Genomic DNA, 22,318 nt, shown 5'->3' on the forward strand with positions numbered 1-22,318 from the left:
CTCGCGCGATGTATGCAACATAGCCGAAATATCCAATAGGAAATATTACTGAGGATCGCGATGGCCACAACCCTCCGAACCACTGTCCGCGGCCGGTTGCGCTGGTACATGATCAGCTACGTCTTCGCCGGGCTCGTCATCAACTACCTGGACCGCGCGAGCCTGGGTGTGGCCCTGCCGTTCATGGGAGAGACGTTCAAGCTCTCCAAGACCGAGGAGGGCATGATCCTGGCGGCCTTCTTCTGGTCGTACGACTTCTTCCAGCTCGCCGCCGGCTGGTTCGTGGACCGGTACGGGCCGCGCAGGACGTTCACGTTCGCCTCCGTGTGGTGGTCGCTGTTCACCTCGCTGACGGCACTGGCCAACAGCTTCGCCGCGCTGTTCGGCGTGCGACTGCTGCTCGGCATCGGCGAGAGCCCGGCCGCCACGACCAGCGCCAAGGTCGTGGGCCGGTGGTTCCCCCGGCACGAGCGGGCGCTGGCCACCGGAATCTGGGACTCCGGCTCGCGCGTGGGAGGCGTCATCGCGCTGCCCGTGGTCACGGGGCTGATCGCGTGGCTGGGGTGGCGGTGGACGTTCGCGATCATCGGGGTGATCGGGCTGGCGTGGGCCGTCGGATGGTGGCGGGCGTACCGGGATCCGCAGGACCACCCGAAGATAACGGAGGAGGAGCTGGCGTACCTGCGCGAGGGCGGGGCCCGCTTCGAGGGCGACGACGACGGGGACGCGGCCAGGATGCGCTGGCGAGACCTGTTCCGCTATCGCACGATCTGGGCGATGATGCTGGGCTTCTTCTGCCTCAACATGGTCGTCTACTTCTTCCTCACGTTCTTCCCGACCTATCTGGTGGAGGAGCGCGACTTCAGCCTGCTGAAGCTCGGCCTGTTCGGCGCGCTGCCCGGCCTGGTGGCCATCGGCGGCGAGTGGCTGGGCGGCTGGCTGTCCGACCGCCGCATCGCCAGGGGCGACTCCCTCACGCGGGTCAGGAAGACGTTCATCGCGGGCGGGTTCCTGGTCTCGACAGTGATCGGCGTCGCGGTCTGGGTGCCGGAGGCGTGGATGGCACTGGCCCTGCTCTCGGTCGCCTACGCCGGCTCGACGTTCGCCGCCTCCAACATCTGGGCGCTGCCCGCCGACGTCGCCCCGGCCGACCGGTACGTGGCCTCGATCGGCGGCATCCAGAACTTCGCCTCGAACTTCGCCGGCATCATCAGCCCCATCATGATCGGCTTCCTGGTGGACAAGACGTCGTCCTTCACCGTGCCCCTGACGGTGATCTCGTGCGTGGCCCTGCTGGGCGCCTTGACGTACGCGGTGATCCTGAAGCGGGTCGAGCCCATCGGCCTTCCGCGGCGGGCGGAACCGTAAAGATCCGTTCTTGCCCCTGTGGCGGCGCGGCCCCTCCCCCGACCTGCCGTGATCTCCTGAGCGGTGTTCGTACCGTCACTCAGGAGGTCCGCATGCGCCGACGCGCTCACCTGCTCGCCACCGCCGCCCTGCTCACCACTCTCGCCCCGGCCGTCATCCTGGGCCCCGCGGCCCTGACCTCCGAGTTCCCCACCATCGGCCAGCGCCTCGTCAACTCCCTCGTCATGACGAACGGCTACGTCTCGCAGGTGAGCGACATCCTGGGCGACTCCCTGGGCAGCCTCAACCTGCACGTCTGATCACGCGGGCCGGTGGAAGGTCGCCCGCCAGCGGTGGCGCTCGCCGTCGCGCAGGTCCTCGACCTTCCCGCTCTCCAGCCCGCCGGTCGCGAAGCCCCCGATCTCTGACGGGGTCAGCGGCCACGGCGGCCCGAACGCCGGCCCGCTCTCCTCCCGGCCCGACGCGATCACCAGCAGCGTGCCGCCGGGCCGTACGAACTCCGCGATCGCGGCGATGGCCCGGCCGTGCAGGGGTTCCGGCAGCGCCTGCACGGTCATGATCTCGACCACCAGGTCGAACGCGTGCCGCCACTCCGGGGGCGGCGCCAGCAGGTCGGCGACCTGGTAGCGCACCTCGCTCCCGGGGAAGCGCTCCTGGGCGAGCCGGACGGCCGACTCGCTCACGTCGAACGCCACCGTCTCGTAGCCGAGGCCCGCCAGGTGCTCGGCGTCGTCGCCCAGCCCCGCGCCCACGACCAGCGCCCGCCCGAGGCCGGGACGGGCCCACTCCGTCAGCAGGAAGTGCGGGGACCGCGAGTCCCACGGCACGATCGCGTCGCCGCTCGCCGACTCGGCGTAGAGCCGCTCGAACCAGCCGGTCGGGTCGCCGTGGGCGAGCGACTCGGCGGCCAGCCTGCTGGCGTCGGCGTCCGGATCTCGTCCCGTCATCAGTCCTCCCAGCAGGATCCCGTACGACTCGCCCCGCTCCGCCTTGGCGGCCAGCTCCACCAGGTTGACCCGGTCCCCGAGAGGGCCGACCAGCTCGCGCTGGGCGAAGACGTGCTCGTGCACATATCCCCTGCGCCGCAGCGCCACGTCGAACAGCGGGAGCAGCGCGCAGACGCCGGGCGTGGGATGCGGGCACGGCTGGTCCTTGTGCCACCATTCAAGCTCGTTTGCGCGCCCGGCGACCACGAGCTCGACGACGTCCAGATTGGTGGCCTCACGGCCGAGCAGCTTGGTCGCCGCCTCGAGCACGTTCTCGCGCTGGTACTCGCCGACCTGCGCCCAGGCCCCCGCGGGAAGGTCCGCCATCCGGTACGGCCCCACGCCCAGCGCGAACCCGCCCCGGCCGAGTAACTTGTGCGAGATGACCTTCCCGAGCCGGATGGCCAGCTTGGACGGCACCTTCGACATCAGGCCTGAAGGCACCGGCATGAGCGCCACCCCGTCGGCGATCGGCTGAGCGGTGTCCCAGTCGATCTCCTCAGCCGCGTCGGGAACAGGGGGATCGGGCTGGGCGCGGGTCAGCAGCCCGTCTATCTGGATCTTCCACAGGAAACTCTCGTAGACGTCCGCGGCACCCCCCTTGCTCGAGAACGGCGCGACGTAGCGGCTCACGTGCCAGTTGAAGGCGCCTGTCAGCAGCAACTCGGTCCGCATGGCGGCGGCGAGGCGCTCGCTCCCGACCATGGAGCGGGTCTCGGCCCAGAGCTCCTTTCTCAGCCGCGCGCTGGCCTCGCCCAGCCAGGACCAGTCCGGATGATGCATCCTGAACAGGTGAACGGCCCAGCGCTCGTGCCAGCTCCACCTTTTGGCGGCGAGCAGTTCCCTGACCATGAGCGTGTGCAGCTCCGCCTCGTCCGCCGCCAGCAGCAGCGGCAACCCCAGCAGGAGGATCGGCTTGCCGCGGTTCGTCCGTCCCGCCTTCACCTCGTTCCAGGCCGACACGTGCACCTTGGGCACGGCGTCGAAACCCGCGAGCCGCGCCGCGTCCGCCACCAGCTCCCGGAGCCTCGGCTGATCATCCAGTGACAACGCGGGACAGCGCCATCGAAACCACCGCGGCCATCGGTCAGTGGTGAAGGCGACCGCGCAGGCCGCGAGACCGAGGATCACGAGGAGCACTCCCTCGATGCTCTCGTAAGCCACGCTGAGGAGCGTGCCCGCGACGCCTGCGCCGAGGATCACCGCCAGGCCGATGACGAGCTTCGCCCATTCAGGAAGGAAGCATGACAGAAAGTTCTTCGTCAGCAGGATCCATAACACCCGCCACCGCGTCAGTCGCACGGCCTAATGATCGGGCAGGAACCCTTACGCGTGAAAGGAGTCCTTTGCCAGCCTTCGGACCCGGGTCTCGTCGATGTCGTGCCCCAGCCCCGACTGCGTGAGGGGGACGGCGATGACGCCGGCGTTGGCGCCCACGATCGGCGTGACGATCTGGTTCTGGCGCGGCGGCTGCGTCACGTCGCACGGCAGCGTGCAGCCCGGCAGGCTCGCGACCGCCACCGTCGCCGCCCTGGCCAGCCCCGCGCCCTGGCCGCCCGCGCACTGGATGTCCAGGCCCGCCGCGGCGGCCCGGTCGTGCGCCCGGCGCGCCTCCGTCAGCGAGGGGAAGGCGTTCGGGCGCAGCAGCAGCACCCTGGCGGCCCGCAGGGTCAGGTAGTCGTCCAGCTGGGCGGTGGAGGCGACCTCGACCGCGACCGAGGCGGAGACCTGGTCCTGGAGCGAGGCGTGCGTGTAGACGTCGCCGACGGCGAAGGGCCGCTCGATGACCTCCAGCCCGTAGGAGTCGAGGGCGACGAGCTGGCCGAGGTCGGTGTAGGCGTTGCCGCAGTCGACGGCCAGGGTCAGCGCCGGATATGCCTGGCGCACCGCCCGCACGGGCTCGACGTCCCAGCCGGGCCTGATGTCCAGCGTGACGTGGCCGTACCCGGCGCAGACCTGCTGGTTGACCCGGGCCACGAGGCTCTCCACGGACGGGTCGGGGACCAGCCGGACGGTGGCCATGAGCGAGGTGCGGGTGCCGCCGATCGCCTCGGCGAGCGGCACCCCGCGCATCCTGGTCCACAGGTCCCAGCAGGCCATGTCGACCGCCGGATCGCCGCTCGCCACCGTGTCGGGGTGCTCCCAGTCGACGCCGATCAGCAGGGCGCCCAGCGACTCCTCCAGCCTGGACCACGTCTTCGGCTGGGGGGAGACGGACTCGCCCCAGCCGGTCATACCGCCGTGGTCGGTGAGCTTCACGAGCAGGGTCTCCGACTTCCTGCCGAACGGCAGGACAAGCCGGAAGACCTCAAGCTCCCGCACTCGCGGCATGTATCCCCCTTTTATGACGCGGCTCCCTCCATAGTGCCTGCTGTGCGGGACTGGGCAAAACGGGGGGCCAGCAGAAAGGCCACGGCCGCGAGCACGGCGGTGAAGGACAGGCCGATCGCGTAGTTCTCGGCGGTGGCGGTGAACAGGGCGCCGCTGATCGCGACGGCCACCACGGTGAAGACCGACTCGCCCACGCCGACGGCCGCGGTGTTCTGGCCCTCCTCGCCCTCCTTGGACATCTCCAGCACCAGTACGGACACCGTCGGGTGCAGCGCGCCGATGCCGAGCCCGGCGATCGCCATGGCCACGAACGCGATCGCGAGCGGCAGGGAGTCGACGAGCACGAGCGTCACCAGCGCGATGCCGGCGGTGACCATGGCGGCGCCGCCGCGGATGGCGGCCAGGTGGCTGATCGTGCCGCGGCCCTTGATCCAGGAGCCGGTGGACCAGCCGAGGGCGCCGACGGTGAGCACGAGGCCCGCGCCGGTGGCGGTCAGGCCGCGCTCGTTGATCAGCATGAGCGGGATCAGCACCTGGGCGGCCGTCAGCGAGCCGAAGGCCAGGCCGCGCAGCACGGGCGCGGTCGGCAGGCCGGGGGCGGCCCTGAGCGAGCCGGGCAGCAGCAGCCTGGGCAGGGCCACGGCCAGCAGGACGATCCCCGCGAGGAGCAGGGGCAGGCCCGCGAGCTCGAGCGCGCTGCCGTACTGGATCAGGGCGGCGGCCACGGCGGTCAGCGTGGCCCAGACGAGCTTGCGGCCGAGGCCGGGGGCGGGCCCGGCGATGCCGTCGCCCACCTCACGCCCCGCGGTGCCGCGCCAGAGCAGCAGCGCCGACGGGACGACGATCAAGGAGACGCCGATGAAGATCCACCGCCAGTCGATGTTCTGGGCCACGAACCCGGCGATGGCCGGGCCGACCATGGACGGCACCACCCAGGCCGCCGAGAACAGGGCGAACACCTTGGGATGCATGCTTCCCGGATAGACCCGGGCGACCAGCACGTACAGCGACACCTGGATCAATCCCGCCCCGAGGCCCTGCACGAACCGGCCCGCGACGAACACCTCCATGTTCGGCGCGAACCCGGCCAGCAGCAGCCCGGCCACGAAGCCCGCCACGCCGGTCGCGATCGGCTGCAGCGGGCCGCGCACGTCGCTCCACCGCCCGCCCAGGACCGTCGCGATCACGCTGGCCGCCAGCGTGGCACTGAAGGCCAGGTTGTACAGGTGCATCCCGCCCAGCTCGCGGGCCACCACGGGCATCGCCGTGGCCACCGCCATCGCCTCGAAGGCCACCAACATGACCAGCGCGACCAGCCCGATGCTGAGCGCGCGGTACTGCGGCGACACCACACCCGCCGCGGATCTCTCAACTGTCATCGTCATACCGGGCAAGCTATGGCGAACCCCCACGTCAGCACCTCCGGCGGGGGTCCTAGGCGGCCCTCGGCAATTGGGCCTAGGGCGTGCGGGGCATGCGGGCCTCGATGCCGTCGAGGAGCAGCTCCAGGCCGTACTGGAAGCGCTGCTCGCCGTCGTCGGCGATCAGGTCGTCCACGTACTTGGTGATGTGCGGGAACCGCGCCGCCGGCAGCGCCCGGTAGTAGCCGGCGATCTGCCCGACGAAGGACTCGAAGTATTCCCGCGCGTCGGTCAGGCCGGCCCCGCGCATCCTGGCGAAGTGGACGGAGCCCTCGTACGCGTCGCTGGTGACGTACAGGGAGATCCGGTCCATCGACAGGGACGCGTCCCTCGGCGACATGCCGGCCTCGATCAGCAATCCGAAGACGAACTCGCCCATGCGGATCGAGTTCTCCCCCGAGGGGATGTTGGCCAGCGCCACCCGGGCCAGGTCGGTGTGCTTCCCCAGCACCCGGTGCACCTCGACCATGTACTCCCGCAGCTGGTCCTTCCAGCGGCCCGGATCGCGCTCGGGCAGCCGGATCTCGCTGAGCACCCGGTCGTAGATCAGCTCCAGCAGCTCGTCCTTGTTGGCCACGTGCGCGTAGAGGGAGGCGGGCCCCGTGTCGAACTCCTGGGCCACGCGTCTCATGCTCAGCGCGTCGAGCCCTTCGGCGTCGAGGATCCGCAGCCCGGCCTCGACGATCAGGTCCTGGCTGAGCTGCCGCCGCAGCTGGGCGGGCTTGCGCGACTTACGCCATGGGGGGAGCGGGACGTCCTCGGATTCCGCCATGCGAGCCATCATACGAACACTGTACTTGACACGAACAGTGTTCGCCACTAAAACAGTGTTCGTAGCGAACAGCGTTCGTTCATAGAACACCGTTTCTTAAGGAGCCCCCATGACAGTCACCGCCTCAGCGGCGACCGAGATCCAGCCCTACCGCTGGCGCTGGGTCGCACTGTTCGTGATCCTGGCCGCCGAGGTCATGGATCTGTTAGACGCGCTCGTCACCACGATCGCCGCCCCCACGATCCAGAAGGAGCTGGGCGGCAGCGACAGCGTCGTGCAGTGGCTCAGCGCCGGATACACCCTGGCCATGGCCGTCGGCCTGATCACCGGCGGGCGCCTCGGCGACCTGTTCGGCAGGAAGCGCATGTTCGTGATCGGCGCGCTGGGCTTCACCGCCGCCTCGCTGCTGTGCGGCGTCGCGATGAGCCCGGAGATGCTGATCGCGAGCCGGGTGCTGCAGGGCCTGTTCGGGGCCGTCATGCTCCCGCAGGGCTTGGGGCTGATCAAGGAGATGTTCCCGCCGCAGGATCTGGGCAAGGCCTTCGGCATGTTCGGCCCGGTCATGACGATCTCGTCCGTGGGCGGTCCCGTGCTGGCCGGATGGCTGGTCGACGCCGACTTCTTCGGCACGGGCTGGCGCATGATCTTCCTGATCAACCTGCCGCTCGGCCTGGCCGCCGCGCTGGCCGGCATGCGCTTCCTGCCCGAGTACCGCCTCTCGAACGCCACCAGGCTCGACCTCGTCGGCGTCACCCTCGTCTCCCTGGCCTCGTTCCTGCTGATCTACCCGCTCATCCAGGGCCGCGAGCTGGGCTGGCCCGTGTGGACGTTCGTGTCCATGGCGGCCTCGATCGTGGTGTTCGCGATCTTCGGCCAGTACGAGTCGCGCCGCGCCAGGTCCGGCAAGGACCCGCTGGTCACGCCCGGCCTCTTCCGCAAGCGCGCCTTCACCGGCGGTCTGGTCGCCGGCCTGGCCTTCTTCTCCGGAATGATGGGCCTCGGCCTCGTCTTCAACCTCTACACCCAGCTCGGCCTCGGCTTCACGCCGCTCGAGGCCGGTCTCACCGGGCTGCCGCAGGCGCTCGGCGGCGTCGTCGGCTTCGGGCTGGCGATGTCCGGCCTGCAGGAGAAGCTGGGCCGCGGCCTGCTGCAGATCGGCACCGTCGTCATGGCCGTGGGCGCGGCCGCGCTCGCCCTGACCATCCACCTGGCCGGGGTCGACGTCAGCGGCTGGCAGCTGGCTCCCAGCCTCGCCTTCGTCGGCATCGGGATGGGCCTGACCATGGCGCCGTTCTTCGACATCGTGCTCGCCGGCGTCGAGCCGCACGAGTCGGGGTCGGCCTCCGGCACCCTGACCGCGATCCAGCAGCTCGGCGGCGCGCTCGGCACCGCCGTGCTGGGGACGCTCTTCTTCAACCTGCTGGCGCGCCAGTGGAGCTTCGGCTCGTCGATGCAGGTCACCGTGTGGGTCGAGGTCGGGCTGCTGGTCCTGACGTTCGCCCTGTCGTACCTGCTGCCGCGCAAGGCCAGGCCGGGCGAGTCCGGCCACTGACGCGCCGTGGCGGGGCGCACGGTGAACCAGCCGCATGACGACTCACACCGCGATGTGACGCTCGATCCACTGCGCGATGTCGCGCCGCTCGATCGCGGCCGCCATCAGGTCGGGGAAGGCGTCGGGCGTGCACGCGAAGGCGGGCACGCCCATCGCGGCCAGCGCGGCGGCGTTCTCGTGGTCGTAGAACGGCGCGCCCTCGTCAGAGAGCGCCAGCAGCACGATCACCTGGACGCCGGCCTGCGTCATCGCGGCCACCCGGCGCAGCATCTCCGCCCTGACGCCGCCCTCGTAGAGATCGCTGATGAGGATGAAGATCGAATCGGTGGGCCGCGTGATGAGGCCCTGGCAGTAGGCGATGGCCCGGTTGATGTCGGTGCCGCCCCCGAGCTGGGTGCCGAACAGCAGCTCCACCGGGTCGTGCAGCTGGTCGGTGAGGTCCACCACCGCCGTGTCGAACACCACCAGGGACGTCTTGAGCGACCGCATCGAGGCCAGCACCGCGCCGAACACGCTCGAATAGACCACCGAGGCCGCCATCGACCCGCTCTGGTCGATGCAGAGCACCACCTCGCGCTGCACCGACCGCTGCCTGCGGGCGTAGCCGACGAGCCGCGAGGGGACGACGGTGTTCTTCTCCGGCAGGTAGTTCTTGAGATTGGCCCTGATCGTCCGGTCCCAGTCGATGTCGGCCACCCGCTTGGGGCGGTTTGTCCTCGCCGAACGGTCGAGCGCGCCGGTCACGGCGGCCCTGGTCTTCTGGGCCAGCCTGCGTTCGAGCTCGTCCACCACCCTGCGCACCACGGCCCTGGCCGACTCGCGGGCCTGGTCGGGCATGACGCGGTTGAGCGCGAGCAGCGTGCCGACGAGATGCACGTCCGGCTCGACCGCCTCCAGCATCTCGGGCTCCAGGAGGAGCCTGGTGAGGTTGAGCTTCTCGATGGCGTCCTTCTGCATGACCTGGACGACCGTGGAGGGGAAGTACGTGCGGATGTCACCCAGCCAGCGGGCCACGCGGGGCGCGGACGCGCCGAGCCCGCCCTCCCTGCCGCCCTGGTCGTAGACGGCCGACAGCGCGGCGTCCATCCGCGCGTCCATGCCCTCCAGCCCGAGCCCCGTGCCGTCGGCGTCGCCGCCGCCCAGCACCAGCCGCCACCTGCGCAGGCGCTCGTCGTCGGTCATCCGTCTTCCTTTCCGAGGATCGCGAGCACGGTCGCGACGGCCGCCGCCGCGCGCCGCTCGTCCACGTCCTGTGTCCCTTCCCGCGCGCCGCTCCCGGCCGAGCGGACGCGCTCCCCGATCGCCCTGCGCTCGGGCGCGGCGAACCCGCCGAACGTACGGCGCAGCAGCGGCAGCACGTCGGTGAACTGCTCGCCGGACAGCTCCGCGAGCCACCCGTCCACCAGGCTCAGCAGGCGCGGATCGTGCACCAGCAGCAGCCCGCCGCCCGCCAGGAACCCCTCGACCCACGCCGCCGCCCTGGCCGGGACCTGCCCCCTGGACATGGCCCTGGCCATGCGGTCGCCCGCGTCGTCGAGCTCCCCCGCGTCCAGCAGGATCCTGGTGAGCCGCCCCTCGATGAGCCCGTGCAGGTCCTGCCGGTCGCTGACGCCCCGCAGGGTGACCAGCCACCGGCTCCGCGGCGACACCTCCCCGCCCGCGCCGTCCGTCTCGAGGAGCGCGACGGCCGCGTGCACGGCGTCCACGTGTTTGAGCAGGCCGGCCGCCGCGTCGTCGTCCAGCCCGGTCACCGCGACCGGCAGCCCCACGCAGATCCGCTCCAGCATCGAACGGACGATCACCGCCAGCCCCTCGACCGAGGTGCCGCGCACGTCGCCGTAGCGGTGGGCGCGCACCATCGCGGGCAGCGCCGCCATCAGGTGCGTCACGTCGGTGTCCAGCGCCGCCCTGGCCGACAGCGCGGCCAGCACCTCGGGCAGCGCCTCCGGCAGGTCGGCCAGCAGGCACTGCTCGACCAGCGACGTCAGGTCCGCCAGGGCCGTCCGGTCTGTCGCGGCCAGGTCTCCGGCCCGCCGCGCCGCCGCCCCGGCCACGGTGGTGCCCAGCGCGGCCTGCTCGATGAGCGCCAGGTCGTGCTCGGGCCGCCACCGCAGCGTCCAGGTCTCCCTGAACGTGCCCTTCCCGCGCGACTCGCCCAGCGCGCCCCAGTCGACGCCGAGCAGGCCGAGCCGGTGGAGCAGGTGGCTGCGGTCGAGGTCGAGCGGCTTGCGCAGGTCGAGGTCGATCTCGCGGTCGAGCGCCTCCGGCCTGAGCCGCAGCCGCCGCTGCTGGTCGCGCAGGTCGCGCTGGAGCGGCACCATCGGGGTGCCGTCGGTGACCTGGCCGAGCCGGTCGCCGACGACCATGCGTCGCTGGATCAGCTCGACGGCCAGGTCGTCGCCCTCGCACAGCACGGCCCTGGCCGCCTCGGTGACCTCGCCGAGCCCGGCCAGGGGCCTGCCGCGCAGGGCGGCCAGGCTGTGCGCCAGGCGTACGGACTCGATGACGTGCGCGGACGACACGGCCAGCCCCTCGTCGCGCAGCACCGCGGCGGCCTCGGCCAGCCACCGCTCCACGGGCCGGTCGGGCGCGCCGAACAGGTGGTGGTACCAGCCGGGCGAGGTGATCCCCGCGCCGTAGCCGCTCCACGAGGCCAGCCGCCCGTACGTCCACGGCACCCACGTCAGCTCGGCCTTGACTTTGGGCATCCCCCGCAGGACGGCGTTGTCCTTGGCGGCGGGCGGGAGCGGGCCGGTCAGTGCGGGGACGTGCCAGGCCCCGCAGATCACCGCGATCCGCCCGTAGCCCTCTTTGAGGGCCGCGCGGAGGGTCTTGCGCATGTACGCCTCGCGCCTGGCCTCCCGCTCGTCCGGCTCGTAGCCCTCGCGTACGGCGGCCATGGCCTCGGCGATCACCTCGAAGGGCGTGTCGCCGCGGTGCTCGACGACGTCCTCCCACCAGCGTTCGGGGTCGTCGTATCCGGCCGCCGCGGCGAGCGTGCCGATGGGGTCGGCCCGCAGACCGGGGGTCTCGGCCCGGTCTTCGTCCCGGTCTTCGTCCTCGGTCTCGCCCCGCTTTTCGTCCCGGTCTTCGCTCTCCGCCAGCGAATGGGCCGCCGGGAGGTCGCAGAAGCGCACCGGGACGCCGGCCGCGGTGCCGTACAGGATGGCCTGCCATTCGGGCGAGAACGCGGCGAACGGCCAGAACGCGGCCCGCGCGGGCGCCCCCGGCACGTGGGCCAGCAGCGCGACGGGCGGCTCCAGCTCGGGCGCGAGTGCGACGAGCGGGTCGGCCTCGGGCGGGCCCTCGATGAGGATGGCGTCGGGGCGCAGGCGCTCGAGCTCCTGCCGCACGGCCCGCGCGGAGCCCGGCCCGTGGTGGCGCACGCCGAGCACCGAGACGATCGGCCCGCCCTCGACGCCGGGGACCGGGAGGGCGCTCATGCGTCCTCCTTCGTCGGCCGCATGAGCACTTCGTGACCGTGTCCGATGGGTCGCTCGCTGCGCTCGCTCATGACACCTCGCGGCAGGCGCGGTAGAAGTCGCGCCAGTCGGAGCGCTCGCGCACCACGGTCTCGAGGTATTCGCGCCACACCACCCGGTCGGAGACCGGCTCCTGGACCACGGCTCCCACGATCCCGGCCGCCACGTCGGAGGGCCGCAGCACGCCGTCGCCGAAGTGGGCCGCCAGGGCGATGCCGCTGGTGAGCACCGAGATGGCCTCGGCCGTGGACAGGGTGCCGCTGGGCGACTTGACCTTGGTGCGCCCGTCCTCGGTGACGCCCGTGCGCAACTCGCGGAACACCGTCACCACCCGCCGGATCTCGGCCAGCCCGGTCGTCGTCTCCGGCAGCTCCAGGGCGCGGCCGAGCTGGGTGACACGGCGCGAGACGATGTCCACCTCCTCCTCGGCGGTGGCCGGGACCGGGAGCACGACCGTGTTGAACCGGCGGCGCAGGGCGCTGGACAGCTCGTTGACGCCCCGGTCGCGGTCGTTGGCCGTGGCGATCACGTTGAAGCCGCGTTCGGCCTGGACCTCGCGGTTGAGCTCGGGGATGGGCAGCGTCTTCTCCGACAGCACGGTGATCAGGGCGTCCTGCACGTCGGACGGCATGCGGGTGAGCTCCTCGACGCGGGCGACCCGGCCCTCGGCCATCGCGCGCATCACGGGCGACGGGGTCAGCGCCTCGATCGAGGGGCCCTCGGCCAGCAGCCTGGCGTAGTTCCAGCCGTAGCGGATGGCCTCCTCGGCGGTGCCCGCGGTGCCCTGCACGAGCAGCGTGGAGTCGCCGCTGATGGCGGCGGCCAGGTGTTCGGACAGCCAGGTCTTCGCGGTGCCGGGCACGCCGAGCAGCAGCAGCGCGCGGTCGGTGGCCAGCGTGGCGACGGCGACCTCGACGATGCGGCGCGCGCCCACGTATTTGGGGGTGACGCGGTCTCCGTCGCCCAGGATGTACGTGGTCACGGCCCACGGGGAGAGCTTCCAGCCGGGCGGCCTGGGCCGGTCGTCGTCCTTGGCCAGGAAGGCCAGCTCCTCGGCGTACTGGTCTTCCGCGTGCGGACGCAGAACAGTCATGGGTGAAGCTCCTTGTACATGTCGGCACGGAAACGCAGCAGGGCGGCCACCTGCTGGACGGACTCCACGGGCGAGTAGCTCAGCGCCAGCGGGAACAGGGCCGGGTCGATGCGCTCGCCGGCCAGCTTGACCAGCTCGCCGAGGTTCCACGGCTGCGTGGTGGCCACCTTCACGATCTTGCGGAGGACGGCCGTGGCCAGGCCCTCACGCCAGTGGGACGACACTCCGCCCAACACCATGATCAACTGGCTGTCCAAATCATGCTTTTTCACGAAATCGGCGGCGAGTTCCTGCTGCTCGTCGGGCGGCAGCGACTCCAGGAGGTCGGCGATCGGGTCCCAGCCGAACATCGCCCGCGCCCACTCCGGGTCCTTCTGCAGCACGGCGGCGCGCACCCAGGCGGCCTTCACCTCGGCGTCCCAGTCAGGGATCCTCATCTTGAGCAGCGTCGCGGGCGGGTGGCCCCAGATCGACAGCGGGGCGCGGGCGAGGATCTGCTGCAGCCACCAGGCCCGCTCGCCGATGCCCCTGGGCGGCTTGGGACGGATGCCGTCGCGTTCCATGGCCTTGTCGCACTCTCGGGGGGCCTCGGCCGCGATGACCTTCCGGGAGATGGTCACGCAGGCCCGCGCCCTTTCGGCCATTCGCTGGGACAGGCGCGAGCCGGGCAGGCGGGTGAGGAGGTTGGCGGCGGCCTGGCGCACCTCCCGGCGGCGGTCGTCGAGCGCGCTCTCCAGGAACGGCTCGTCGTCCATGCTCAGCCCGTCGGCCAGCACCTCCACGAACTCGGCCCGGTCGTCGGGCGTCTCGCGCTCCCACGTGCTCTCCAGCAGCCGCCTGGCCTGCCCGGGATCGGCCGTCCTGAGCGCGCGCAGGTGCGCCCGCCGGTCGGCGGCGCCGCCCAGCTCCCACGTCTCCCCGGTCGGCTCCTCCAGGAGGTAGTCCCAGGCGGGATTGAGCCCGGCCAGCCACCGGCCCCGCTGCCCGGCCAGGACGCCCAGGTGCACCCGGATCGAGCGGTCCCGCCGTCCTTTCTCCAGGAGCTCGGGCAGCACGTACGGCGGCACCCTCCGGCCGGTGGCGGCGGCCGCGGCCAGCCATTCGGGCAGCAGCCGCTCGTGCTCGCCGCCCATGATCCGCGCCAGCCGCTCCGCCGCCCGCCTCCCCACGGCCACCCGTTCCTCGGCAGGAGCGGCCTGGGCTTCGGGGGACGTTTCGGGAGACGCGTCCTGCGGCCCGGCCGCGCCGGTCTTGCGTCCTGCTCTTCTGCGCGCCACCTCCACGGCGGCGGCGTCGAGCAGATCGCCCTGGTACGGCCTGCGATCGGTCCCCACGAGCGCCGTCGAGGCCAGCTCCTCCCAGCCGGTCACAGGATCACCGCCGTTCCTTCGTCGTCCCAGGTGGTCAGGGGCCGCAGCCCGCGCGGCGTCCATTCGACGGCCACGGTGACCGGACGCCCTCCGGAGACGGCGATCAGCCGCCACGGGTCGCGGGCCGCGCGATGCAGCGGCAGGCCGCCGATCGAGTCGCGCCCCGGGACCACCCCGGCCAGCACGAGCGGCCACGACTCGGTCCAGGGATCCTCGCCCAACACCCCGGCCACCTCGTCGAGCGCCTGCTCCGGCGACACCCCGGGCGGCGTCCCTCCGGCGACCCCACCCCCGATCCCGCCTCCGATCCCGCCCGCGCCGGAGCCGGATCGGGCGGCGTCGTCCGCGCCCGGGTCGTGCCGGACGGCGACCAGCGCCCGCAAGGGTGCGGCCCCCGGGTAGTACGTGAGATCGGCCTCGATCGTCGTCCCCGTGACGAGGGAGGCGTCCAGCGGCTGCCCCTGCGGCGCGAACGACAGCACCAGAGCCGCCCGCCCGCTGCGGCGCCCCCGCAGCCAGACCCGCCGCGAGGTCAGCCGGTCCTGCTCCTCGTCCCGCCTGCCCAGCACGTCCCACTGATCGCGCACCGCGGGCCCGGCCAGCACCTCCTCCTTGGCGACGGGAAAGCCGACCCGGCTCAGCACGGTCTCGGCCAGCGCCCCGGGCAGCTCCGCCCGCCGCCGGTAGGCGACGGCGAGCAGATGGATCAGCGCGTATTCCTCCAGCAACCGCCCCGGCCAGTCGTCGCCCGCCCGGACCCGGACCAGCCTGGAGACGACCCCCGCCACACCGGGCGCCTGAGCGTCGATGAGCCGCTTGGCCAGCCCCTCCCATTCGTGCTCGGCGGCCCCCGCCAGCCCCTGCCGCACCTGGTCGTCGAGCCACCGCTCCAGCTCGCTCAGCCCGGCGGCGACGCGCCCGTGGCGGACGGACTCCGCGCCCGGCCTCGACGATCCGCCGGACCGCCCGGCGCCGGGAGCCCCGCCGTCGCTCTCACCCGAGGACACCTCGGCGGCCTTCTTCGCCCGGGCCGCCTCGATCTTGGCCGCTTCCTTGGCGGCCCGCTCGGCCCGCGTCTCCATCCACTCGGTCACCCACTGCGGCGCGCCCTGCTCGACGGGCACCCCGTCGGCCGCCCACATGAGCAGCAGCCCGAGCGCGTGCTTGCACGGAAACTTCCGGCTCGGGCAACTGCACCGGTAGGCGGGCTCGGCCAGATCGACGCAGGCGAGATAGGGCCTGGCGCCGCTGCCCTCGCACTCGCCGTACACGACCGTGCCCGTCGTGCCGCACGCCGACCATTTCCCGGGCGCCGACACCTTCTGCGCGGCCGACCGCGACGCCGCGTCCGGGGCCAGGGCGAGCACCTGATCACGGCTCCACCGTTCGATCACCTGCCGCAGACTAGCCACCTCCACCGACATTTCGCGCCCCGTCCGCGAGATGCCCATCGGCCGGGAATGAACCACCCACCTTGTCCCGATTTATCGGCATAAACTCTCCAAGGTGGAGTTGCGCACCTACCCCGACGGCCCGCCCATCCAGGTACCCGACGAGGCGGCGGCCCTGGCCAGCCCGCTCGACGGACAGCTCGTCCTGGACGGGAACCTCTTCCTGCGCAGGGACGTGACGGGCGCCCCGGTGGCGTTCGTCGAGCGCCCGCCCGTCGCGGCGGCCCTGGACCTGCTCCCCCACCCCGAAGGCGGCTGGTTCAGGGAGACGTGGAGATCGTCCGTGACCTTCCACCCGGACGGTTACCCGGGGCCTCGGTCCAGCGCCACGGGCATCTACTTCCTGCTGAACCCGGGCGAGGAGTCGGTCCCGCACATGGTCAGGTCGGACGAGGTCTGGCTGTGGCACCGCGGCGGCCCGCTGGGCCTGACGATCGGCGACTCCGTGGTCATGCTGGGGCCCGACGTGGAGCAGGGGCAGGTGCCCCAGGCGATCGTGCCCGGCGGCGTGTGGCAGTCGGCCCGCCCGGCCTCCGACGAAGCGGTACTGGTGAGCTGCATCGTGTCCCCGGGCTTCGATTTCGCCGACTTCACGGCCTAGCAAAGCCTGTATATAGGGAGGCATGCCAGGCATTGAGGCGGCGCTGACGGCCGCGGGCAAGTCGATCGCCGAACGTGCCATGCGGGAGTGGCTCGCCACCCGGGCCGCGCGCAACGAGCGCGGTTCGGAGCTGAAGGACCTCATCCAGGGCGGCTTCCGTGACCGGCTGGCGCCCAGGAAGTTCGACAACCAGCTCCAGGGCATCGCGCTGGCGGTGGAGGGGCGGCTGGCCCGGCTGCTGGAGCAGGAGTTCCGCGGGCTGGACGAGCAGGCGAGGGCCGCCGTGCTGCTGGAGGTGGTCCACGCCCTGCGGCAGGCGGACCTGTCCGACGCCGCCCTCTTCGAGGCCGACGCCGACCCCGCCAAGCTCGCCGAGCGCGTCATCTCGCGGCTGCCGGAGCCCCGGCTCGGGGAGGCGGAGGACCAGCTGTACGGGGTGCTGCTCGCCGAATGCGTCGAGTGCCTGACGGGCATGATGCGCCAGCTCCCCCAGTACGTGCCGCGGGCGGCCACGGAGAGCCTGGCCCGGCTGAGCGGCCTGGCCGAGGGCATGGAACGCCTGCTCGCCCGCATCCCCCTGCGCACGCTGGAGGCGCCCGAGGGCCGCCAGGACGACGACGCGTTCCAGCGCCACTACCTCGGCTTCGTCAGCCGCACTCTGGACGAGGTGGAGCTGTTCGGGGTGCGGGTGGAGAACTACCGGCCCCGTACGTCGTTGAGCGTCGCCTACATCAGCCTCAACGTCTCGGCGGGCGAGCGCGGGCGCCGCGCCCCCGAGCGCCTCTCGGTCGCCTCGCTCACCGGCCGCCCCGCCGGGGAGCTCGGCACCGAGCGCATCGAGTCGGCGCTGGGCCGCGAACGCCTCATGTTGCTGCGCGGCGACGCGGGCTCGGGGAAGAGCACGCTGCTGCGCTGGCTGGCCGTCACCGCCGCCCGCGGCGACTTCTCCGGCGCCCTGTCCGGCTGGAACGGCTGCGTACCTCTGATGATCAAGCTCCGCAGCCACGCCGGCGGCAGGTTCCCCGCGCCGTCCGCGTTCCTGGACGACGTCGCCCAGGAGGTCTCCGGGCGCATGCCGCGCGGGTGGGTGGAGCGGGTCCTGGAGTCCGGCCGCGGGCTGCTGCTGGTGGACGGCGTGGACGAACTGCCGGTACGGCACCGCCCGGCCGTCCGGGAGTGGCTGTCGCGGCTGCTGGCCGCGTACCCGGGGATGCGCGTGGTGGTGACCTCGCGGCCGACGGCGGCGGACGCGCGGTGGCTGGCGGACGAGGGGTTCGCGGCGGCGACGCTGGAACCGATGACGCCCGGGGACCTGCGGGAGCTCATCCGGCAGTGGCACGTGGCGATGCGCGACTGCCCCAGCCTGCCGTGCGCGCCCGAGGAGCTGGAGGGCTACGAGCTCGCGCTGCTGGCCCGCATGGAGTCCAACCCGCACCTGGGGGTGGTGGCGTCCACGCCGCTGCTGGCCGCGATGTTGTGCGCGCTCAACCTCGACCGCCGCACGCAGCTGCCGCGCAATCGGATGGGCTTCTACGACGCGGTGCTCAGCCTGCTGCTGGAACGGCGGGACGCCGAACGCCGGATCGCCGACGAGGTCTCCCTGGACCCTGACCAGAAGGTCTGGATCCTGCGCGACCTCGCCTGGCGGCTGGTGTCCATGGGCCGGTCGGAGCTGTCGAAGGCCACGGCGCTGAAGAGCGTCGAACGCAAGCTGGCCCTGATGACCCGCATGCCGTACCCGGCCGCCGACGTGCTCGAACACCTGCTCCGCCGGTCCGGCGTGCTGCGCGAGCCGGTGCCCGGCCGCATCGACTTCGCGCACCGCACGGTGCAGGAGTACCTCGCGGCGGGACAGCTCGTGGAGGACGAGGACGTGGAGGCGGCGGTCGAGCGGGCGCATCTCGACCAGTGGCGCGAGGTCGTGGTGATGGCCGCCGGCCACGCGACCGGCCGCGTGCGCAGGGAGCTGCTGGCGGGCCTGCTGGACCGCGCCGACCACGGCGGGCCGCACGCGCGACGGCTGCGGTTACTGGTGGCGGGGTGCCTGGAGACTATCCAGGAGATCCCGGTGGAGCTGCGCGACCGCATCGAGGCGTGCCTGGCCAGGGTGATCCCGCCGCGCTCGGAAGTGGAGGCGGGCGTGCTCGCGGCGGTGGGCGAGGAGATCCTGCGGCGGCTGCCGGACGATCTGTCCCATCTGACGCCGCTACGAGCGGCCAACACAGTGAGGACCGCCTGGTTGATCAACGGTCCGGAGGCACTGGACAAGCTCGCCGGGTACGCGGCCGATCAGCGGTGGGAGGTCCGCAAGGAGCTCAACGAGGGTTGGAATTACTACGACGCCGACGCCTACGCGCGACGCGTGCTGGCCGGAGTCGACGATGTCACGATCCCGAACGCCCGTCTCCTTCGCGCCGCGGCGCACCTGCGGAAGGTGGAGAACCTGACCGTCACCGTGGAGGAGCCGCTCACCGACCTGGGTTTCCTGCGAGACCTGCCGCAGTTGAAGAGCCTGAGCCTGCAGAACGTCGCCACGGACTCCCTGAAGGACGTGGAGGCGTTGCCCGTTCTGGAGAGCCTCTGGGTCGACCTCGCCGAAACACGCGCTGTCGACCTGGCGGCGCTCAGCAGCCTCCCCCGATTGAGCGATCTCACGCTCTGGAAGGTCGAATTCGACGATCTGGCCTTCCTCGACCGGATCCCGCGCTTGGAGGCGCTGACACTGGACCTCCCGGCGCGCGACCCGGCCGGCTGGACGGGGCCGCTGTCCCGGCAAACCGAGCTGCGGTATCTGTCCCTCGGTCGTGACTACCTGCCGATACCGCCTGCGGTGTTCTCCGGGATGCGCAATCTGAGAACACTGACGTTGGCCACCCCTACGGGAGCCGGCGACTGCCTGAAGGTCCTGCCGCAATCCTGTCCCGCACTGAAGTCGCTGCAGCTCACCGGCCCGGCCCGGTTGGACCTGGCAGAGCTCGAGCACTTCCGCTTGGAGGCCCTTTGGCTGCGGGGTCTCGACATCGAGGATCTGACTCCACTCCGGCGTCAGGAGGGCCTCATCCAGCTGGGCTTGGACGATTGCGGCCCGGTGACCGACCTCGCGCCGCTCGCGCATCTGCCCCATCTGCGGACATTGCGCCTTCTACGCGCGGCCGACGGTATCGACCTCGGCCCTCTGGCGGGAAAGCACGGTCTCGTCGTGATCCTCAAGGCCGGTCAGCGGGTCACGAACGAGCATCTCCTTCGCGGCACCGTCAAAATCCGGCACCTCGGCGTCTGACCTCAAAAATCGGCTGAGGTAACGTCGGCTCTCTCCCCGCACGATCAAGCCGCTCGATCAAGGAGAGACGCATGGTCCACAAAGCCGTCATCCCCGTGGCAGGCCTCGGATCGCGGCTGCTGCCGCTGACCAGGGCGCTGCCCAAGGAGATGCTGCCGATCGGCGACAAGCCGGTCATCGAGCACACCATCCGGGAGCTCGTGGACTCCGGCATCGACGAGATCACCATCGTCACCTCGTCCCGCAAGGATCTCATTCAGCGGCACTTCGCCCCCGACGCCGACCTCGAGCTCCAGCTCCGCGCCGCCGGCAAGGACGACCTGGCCGACGCGGTGGCGGAGCTGTCGTCGCTGGCCCACATCACGTACCTGTACCAGAACGGCCCCTACGGCAACGGCACGCCCGTGCTCAACGCCGCCCGCGTCATCGGCGACGAGCCGTTCATGGTGCTGTGGGCCGACGACGTCTTCGTGGCCGAGGTGCCCAGGGCCAAGCAGCTCAAGGCCGCGTACGACGCCACCCACGCCCCCGTGCTGGCCCTGATGCCGATGGCCGTCGAGGACGCCTCGCGCTACGGCGTGCCGATCGTCAAGGAGGACCTCGGCGGCGGCCGCCTGCTGATCTCCGGGCTGGTGGAGAAGCCGTCCCCCGAACAGGCCCCCTCCCGGTACGCCGCCATCGGCGGATATGTCGTCACCCCGGGCGTCGTCGAGGAGCTCCACGAGCAGACGCGCAGGTGGCACGAGAACCCGCAGGGCGAGATCTACCTCACCGACGCCCTGCACCGGCACGCCGCGGACCATCCGGTGTACGGGCAGGTGATCGACGGCACCTGGTGGGACACGGGCTCGCCGCTCAACTACCTCAAGGCCCAGTTCGCCGCCGCGCTCGCGCACCCGAGGTTCGGGCCGGAGCTGCGCAAACTCGCCCAGGAGAGCGGCTGACATCTTGGGTTCTTTCCGGTTGGGTTTTTTTCGGCGAGATGATTGTCTGACCGAAGGAACTATGAGGAGGACACCGGTGAGCCGTCAGATCGTTTCCATCGTGGGTGGCAAGGAGACGGGAAGCGCCACCACGTACCCGTCGACCAACCCGGCGCGCACCGGCGAGGTCGTGGCCCACGTCGGGCTGGCCGACGCCGCCACGTTCGCCGCCGCCTGCCGCACCGCCAAGGAGGCCCAGCGCGAGTGGGCCAAGGTGCCCGCGCCCGTGCGCGGCCGGGTGATCGCCTCCATCGGCCGGCTGGTCGAGGCCAACGCCGAGCGGCTGGCCCGCCTGGTGACGGAGGAGATCGGCAAGCCGTACGCGGAGTCCCTCGGCGAGGTGCGGGAGATCGTCGACACGTGCGACTTCTTCCTGGGCGAGGGCCGCAGGCTGTACGGGCAGACGGTCCCGTCGGAGATGCCGGCCAAGAACCTGTTCACGTTCCGCAACCCGATCGGCGTGGCGGCGGTCGTCACCGCGGGCAACTTCCCGGTCGCCGTCCCCTCGTGGTACCTGGTCCCGGCGCTGCTCTGCGGCAACGCCGTCGTCTGGAAGCCCGCCGAGTACGCCGCCGCCTCCGCGCACGCCATGTTCCAGCTCTTCGCGGCCGCCGGGCTGCCCGACGGCGTGCTGAACATCGTGTTCGCCGACGGCGCCGAGACGTACCAGGGCCTGGAGCAGGCCCTCGGCGAGGGGAGCGTGCAGAAGGTCGGGTTCACCGGCTCCAGCGAGGTGGGCAGGAAGATCGGCGAGCTGACCGGGCGGCACCTGCAGTCGGCCTGCCTGGAGCTGGGTGGCAAGAACCCGATGGTGATCATGCCGGACGCCGACCTCGACCTGGCCGTGGAGGGCGCGCTGTTCTCCGGCTTCGGTACGGCCGGCCAGCGCTGCACCAGCCTGGGCACGGTGATCGTGCACGAGAGCGTGCACGACGAGTTCGTGGAGCGGTTCGCGCGGGCCGTGGGCAAGGCCAGGATCGGCGACCCCGAGGAGGACGTGCTGGCGGGTCCGCTGCTCGACCAGAAGTTCGCAGACCGGTACGAGGAGTACCTGACCTGGATCCAGCCCCACCACAAGGTCGTATCCGGAAATATCGGGAAAATTACGGGGGACAACCCGCGCCGTGACTTCGACGGCGGCAGCCCCAACGGTGGGGGCCTCTACTACCACCCGGTGGTCGTCGACGGCGTCCGGCCCACCGACCGCCTGTTCCTGGAGGAGACGTTCGGCCCGATCGTCGGCGTGACCACCTTCAGCACCCTCGACGAGGCCATCGAGCTGGCCAACCTGCCCGGCTACGGCCTGTCGAGCTCGATCTACACGACCGACCCGCAGCACGCCTTCCGCTTCCGCGAGGGCATCTCGGCGGGCATGGTCAGCGTCAACAACTCGACCTCGGGCGCCGAGGCCCACCTCCCGTTCGGCGGCAACGGCAAGTCCGGCAACGGCAGCCGCCAGTCCGGCATGTGGGTGCTCGACCAGTTCACCCGCTGGCAGGCGATGAACTGGGACCATTCGGGCCGCCTGCAGAAGGCCCAGATGGACGTCGCCGAGATCGAGCCCGACCTGGCCTTCCGCCTGCCGTGATCAACGCGAAGAACGGGCCCCTCGGGGACGAGGGGCCCGT

The 22,318-nt window shown here is 71.6% G+C and carries 16 protein-coding genes; 7 read left to right on the plus strand and 9 right to left on the minus strand.

What is annotated here, in order from left to right:
• The first annotated feature begins 60 nt into the window (after positions 1-60).
• Positions 61-1,368, plus strand: coding sequence for an MFS transporter (locus tag ACIBI9_RS07625; RefSeq protein WP_397221133.1), 1,308 nt, complete (start codon positions 61-63; stop codon positions 1,366-1,368).
• Between the two features lie 92 nt (positions 1,369-1,460).
• Complete coding sequence (locus ACIBI9_RS07630) at positions 1,461-1,667, plus strand: hypothetical protein (RefSeq protein ID WP_397221134.1); 207 nt, start codon at positions 1,461-1,463, stop codon at positions 1,665-1,667.
• Here the strand turns inward: ACIBI9_RS07630 and ACIBI9_RS07635 are convergent, their stop codons facing one another.
• From ACIBI9_RS07635 to ACIBI9_RS07650, 4 genes are all read right to left on the minus strand, one after another.
• Positions 1,668-3,656, minus strand: coding sequence for a class I SAM-dependent methyltransferase (locus ACIBI9_RS07635; protein WP_397221136.1), 1,989 nt, complete (start codon positions 3,654-3,656; stop codon positions 1,668-1,670).
• Positions 3,657-3,680: 24 nt separating this feature from the next.
• Positions 3,681-4,685 (minus strand): enolase C-terminal domain-like protein, encoded by a 1,005-nt coding sequence (locus ACIBI9_RS07640; RefSeq protein WP_397221137.1) that lies wholly within the window; start codon positions 4,683-4,685, stop codon positions 3,681-3,683.
• An 11-nt stretch (positions 4,686-4,696) separates the two neighbouring features.
• On the minus strand, positions 4,697-6,070 hold the full coding sequence (locus ACIBI9_RS07645) for an MFS transporter (protein WP_397221138.1): 1,374 nt from the start codon (positions 6,068-6,070) through the stop codon (positions 4,697-4,699).
• 73 nt (positions 6,071-6,143) lie between these two features.
• Positions 6,144-6,878, minus strand: coding sequence for a TetR/AcrR family transcriptional regulator C-terminal domain-containing protein (locus ACIBI9_RS07650; RefSeq protein ID WP_397221139.1), 735 nt, complete (start codon positions 6,876-6,878; stop codon positions 6,144-6,146).
• Between the two features lie 109 nt (positions 6,879-6,987).
• Between ACIBI9_RS07650 and ACIBI9_RS07655 the strand changes: the two genes are divergently transcribed.
• On the plus strand, positions 6,988-8,430 hold the full coding sequence (locus tag ACIBI9_RS07655) for an MFS transporter (protein WP_397221141.1): 1,443 nt from the start codon (positions 6,988-6,990) through the stop codon (positions 8,428-8,430).
• Positions 8,431-8,472: 42 nt separating this feature from the next.
• On the opposite strand, the gene ACIBI9_RS07660 is transcribed toward ACIBI9_RS07655, so the two are convergent.
• The 5 genes from ACIBI9_RS07660 to ACIBI9_RS07680 form a co-directional block, all read right to left on the minus strand.
• On the minus strand, positions 8,473-9,612 hold the full coding sequence (locus ACIBI9_RS07660; RefSeq protein WP_397221142.1) for a VWA domain-containing protein: 1,140 nt from the start codon (positions 9,610-9,612) through the stop codon (positions 8,473-8,475).
• Positions 9,609-11,873 carry a DUF5682 family protein gene (locus tag ACIBI9_RS07665; protein WP_397221143.1) on the minus strand — a complete coding sequence of 755 codons (2,265 nt, stop codon included), beginning with the start codon at positions 11,871-11,873 and terminating at the stop codon, positions 9,609-9,611. The genes ACIBI9_RS07660 and ACIBI9_RS07665 overlap by 4 nt, the downstream gene beginning before the upstream one ends.
• A 67-nt stretch (positions 11,874-11,940) precedes the next feature.
• Entirely contained in the window at positions 11,941-13,005 is a 1,065-nt protein-coding gene (locus ACIBI9_RS07670) for an AAA family ATPase (RefSeq protein ID WP_397221144.1), read from the minus strand.
• The gene (locus tag ACIBI9_RS07675) at positions 13,002-14,375 is read right to left on the minus strand and encodes a DUF5691 domain-containing protein (RefSeq protein ID WP_397221146.1); all 1,374 of its coding nucleotides are present in this window, start codon (positions 14,373-14,375) and stop codon (positions 13,002-13,004) included. Before ACIBI9_RS07675 ends, ACIBI9_RS07670 begins: the two co-directional genes overlap by 4 nt.
• Positions 14,372-15,769, minus strand: a complete 1,398-nt coding sequence (locus ACIBI9_RS07680) for an SWIM zinc finger family protein (RefSeq protein WP_397221148.1) — start codon at positions 15,767-15,769, stop codon at positions 14,372-14,374. The genes ACIBI9_RS07675 and ACIBI9_RS07680 overlap by 4 nt, the downstream gene beginning before the upstream one ends.
• Before the next feature lie 112 nt (positions 15,770-15,881).
• On the opposite strand from ACIBI9_RS07680, the gene ACIBI9_RS07685 reads away from it, so the two are divergent.
• The 4 genes from ACIBI9_RS07685 to ACIBI9_RS07700 all read left to right on the plus strand — a co-directional run bounded on the left by ACIBI9_RS07685 (position 15,882) and on the right by ACIBI9_RS07700 (position 22,278).
• Positions 15,882-16,427, plus strand: coding sequence for a cupin domain-containing protein (locus ACIBI9_RS07685; protein ID WP_397221149.1), 546 nt, complete (start codon positions 15,882-15,884; stop codon positions 16,425-16,427).
• Between the two features lie 22 nt (positions 16,428-16,449).
• Positions 16,450-19,707 (plus strand): NACHT domain-containing protein, encoded by a 3,258-nt coding sequence (locus ACIBI9_RS07690; RefSeq protein WP_397221150.1) that lies wholly within the window; start codon positions 16,450-16,452, stop codon positions 19,705-19,707.
• Between the two features lie 71 nt (positions 19,708-19,778).
• On the plus strand, positions 19,779-20,651 hold the full coding sequence (locus tag ACIBI9_RS07695) for a UTP--glucose-1-phosphate uridylyltransferase (protein ID WP_357731356.1): 873 nt from the start codon (positions 19,779-19,781) through the stop codon (positions 20,649-20,651).
• 76 nt (positions 20,652-20,727) lie between these two features.
• The gene (locus ACIBI9_RS07700; RefSeq protein ID WP_397221151.1) at positions 20,728-22,278 is read left to right on the plus strand and encodes an aldehyde dehydrogenase family protein; all 1,551 of its coding nucleotides are present in this window, start codon (positions 20,728-20,730) and stop codon (positions 22,276-22,278) included.
• The last annotated feature ends 40 nt before the right edge of the window (positions 22,279-22,318 follow it).

It is taken from the genome of Nonomuraea sp. NPDC050451, from assembly GCF_044458585.1.

Excerpts from the sequence above, each read along its gene's own strand:
- ACIBI9_RS07625 (WP_397221133.1), top strand. The coding sequence starts at position 61 with ATGGCCACAACCCTCCGAACCACTGTCCGCGGCCGGTTGCGCTGGTAC.
- ACIBI9_RS07630 (WP_397221134.1), top strand. The coding sequence starts at position 1,461 with ATGCGCCGACGCGCTCACCTGCTCGCCACCGCCGCCCTGCTCACCACT.
- ACIBI9_RS07640 (WP_397221137.1), bottom strand. The coding sequence starts at position 4,685 with ATGCCGCGAGTGCGGGAGCTTGAGGTCTTCCGGCTTGTCCTGCCGTTC.
- ACIBI9_RS07645 (WP_397221138.1), bottom strand. The coding sequence starts at position 6,070 with ATGACGATGACAGTTGAGAGATCCGCGGCGGGTGTGGTGTCGCCGCAG.
- ACIBI9_RS07650 (WP_397221139.1), bottom strand. The coding sequence starts at position 6,878 with ATGGCGGAATCCGAGGACGTCCCGCTCCCCCCATGGCGTAAGTCGCGC.
- ACIBI9_RS07655 (WP_397221141.1), top strand. The coding sequence starts at position 6,988 with ATGACAGTCACCGCCTCAGCGGCGACCGAGATCCAGCCCTACCGCTGG.
- ACIBI9_RS07660 (WP_397221142.1), bottom strand. The coding sequence starts at position 9,612 with ATGACCGACGACGAGCGCCTGCGCAGGTGGCGGCTGGTGCTGGGCGGC.
- ACIBI9_RS07665 (WP_397221143.1), bottom strand. The coding sequence starts at position 11,873 with ATGAGCGCCCTCCCGGTCCCCGGCGTCGAGGGCGGGCCGATCGTCTCG.
- ACIBI9_RS07670 (WP_397221144.1), bottom strand. The coding sequence starts at position 13,005 with ATGACTGTTCTGCGTCCGCACGCGGAAGACCAGTACGCCGAGGAGCTG.
- ACIBI9_RS07690 (WP_397221150.1), top strand. The coding sequence starts at position 16,450 with ATGCCAGGCATTGAGGCGGCGCTGACGGCCGCGGGCAAGTCGATCGCC.
- ACIBI9_RS07695 (WP_357731356.1), top strand. The coding sequence starts at position 19,779 with ATGGTCCACAAAGCCGTCATCCCCGTGGCAGGCCTCGGATCGCGGCTG.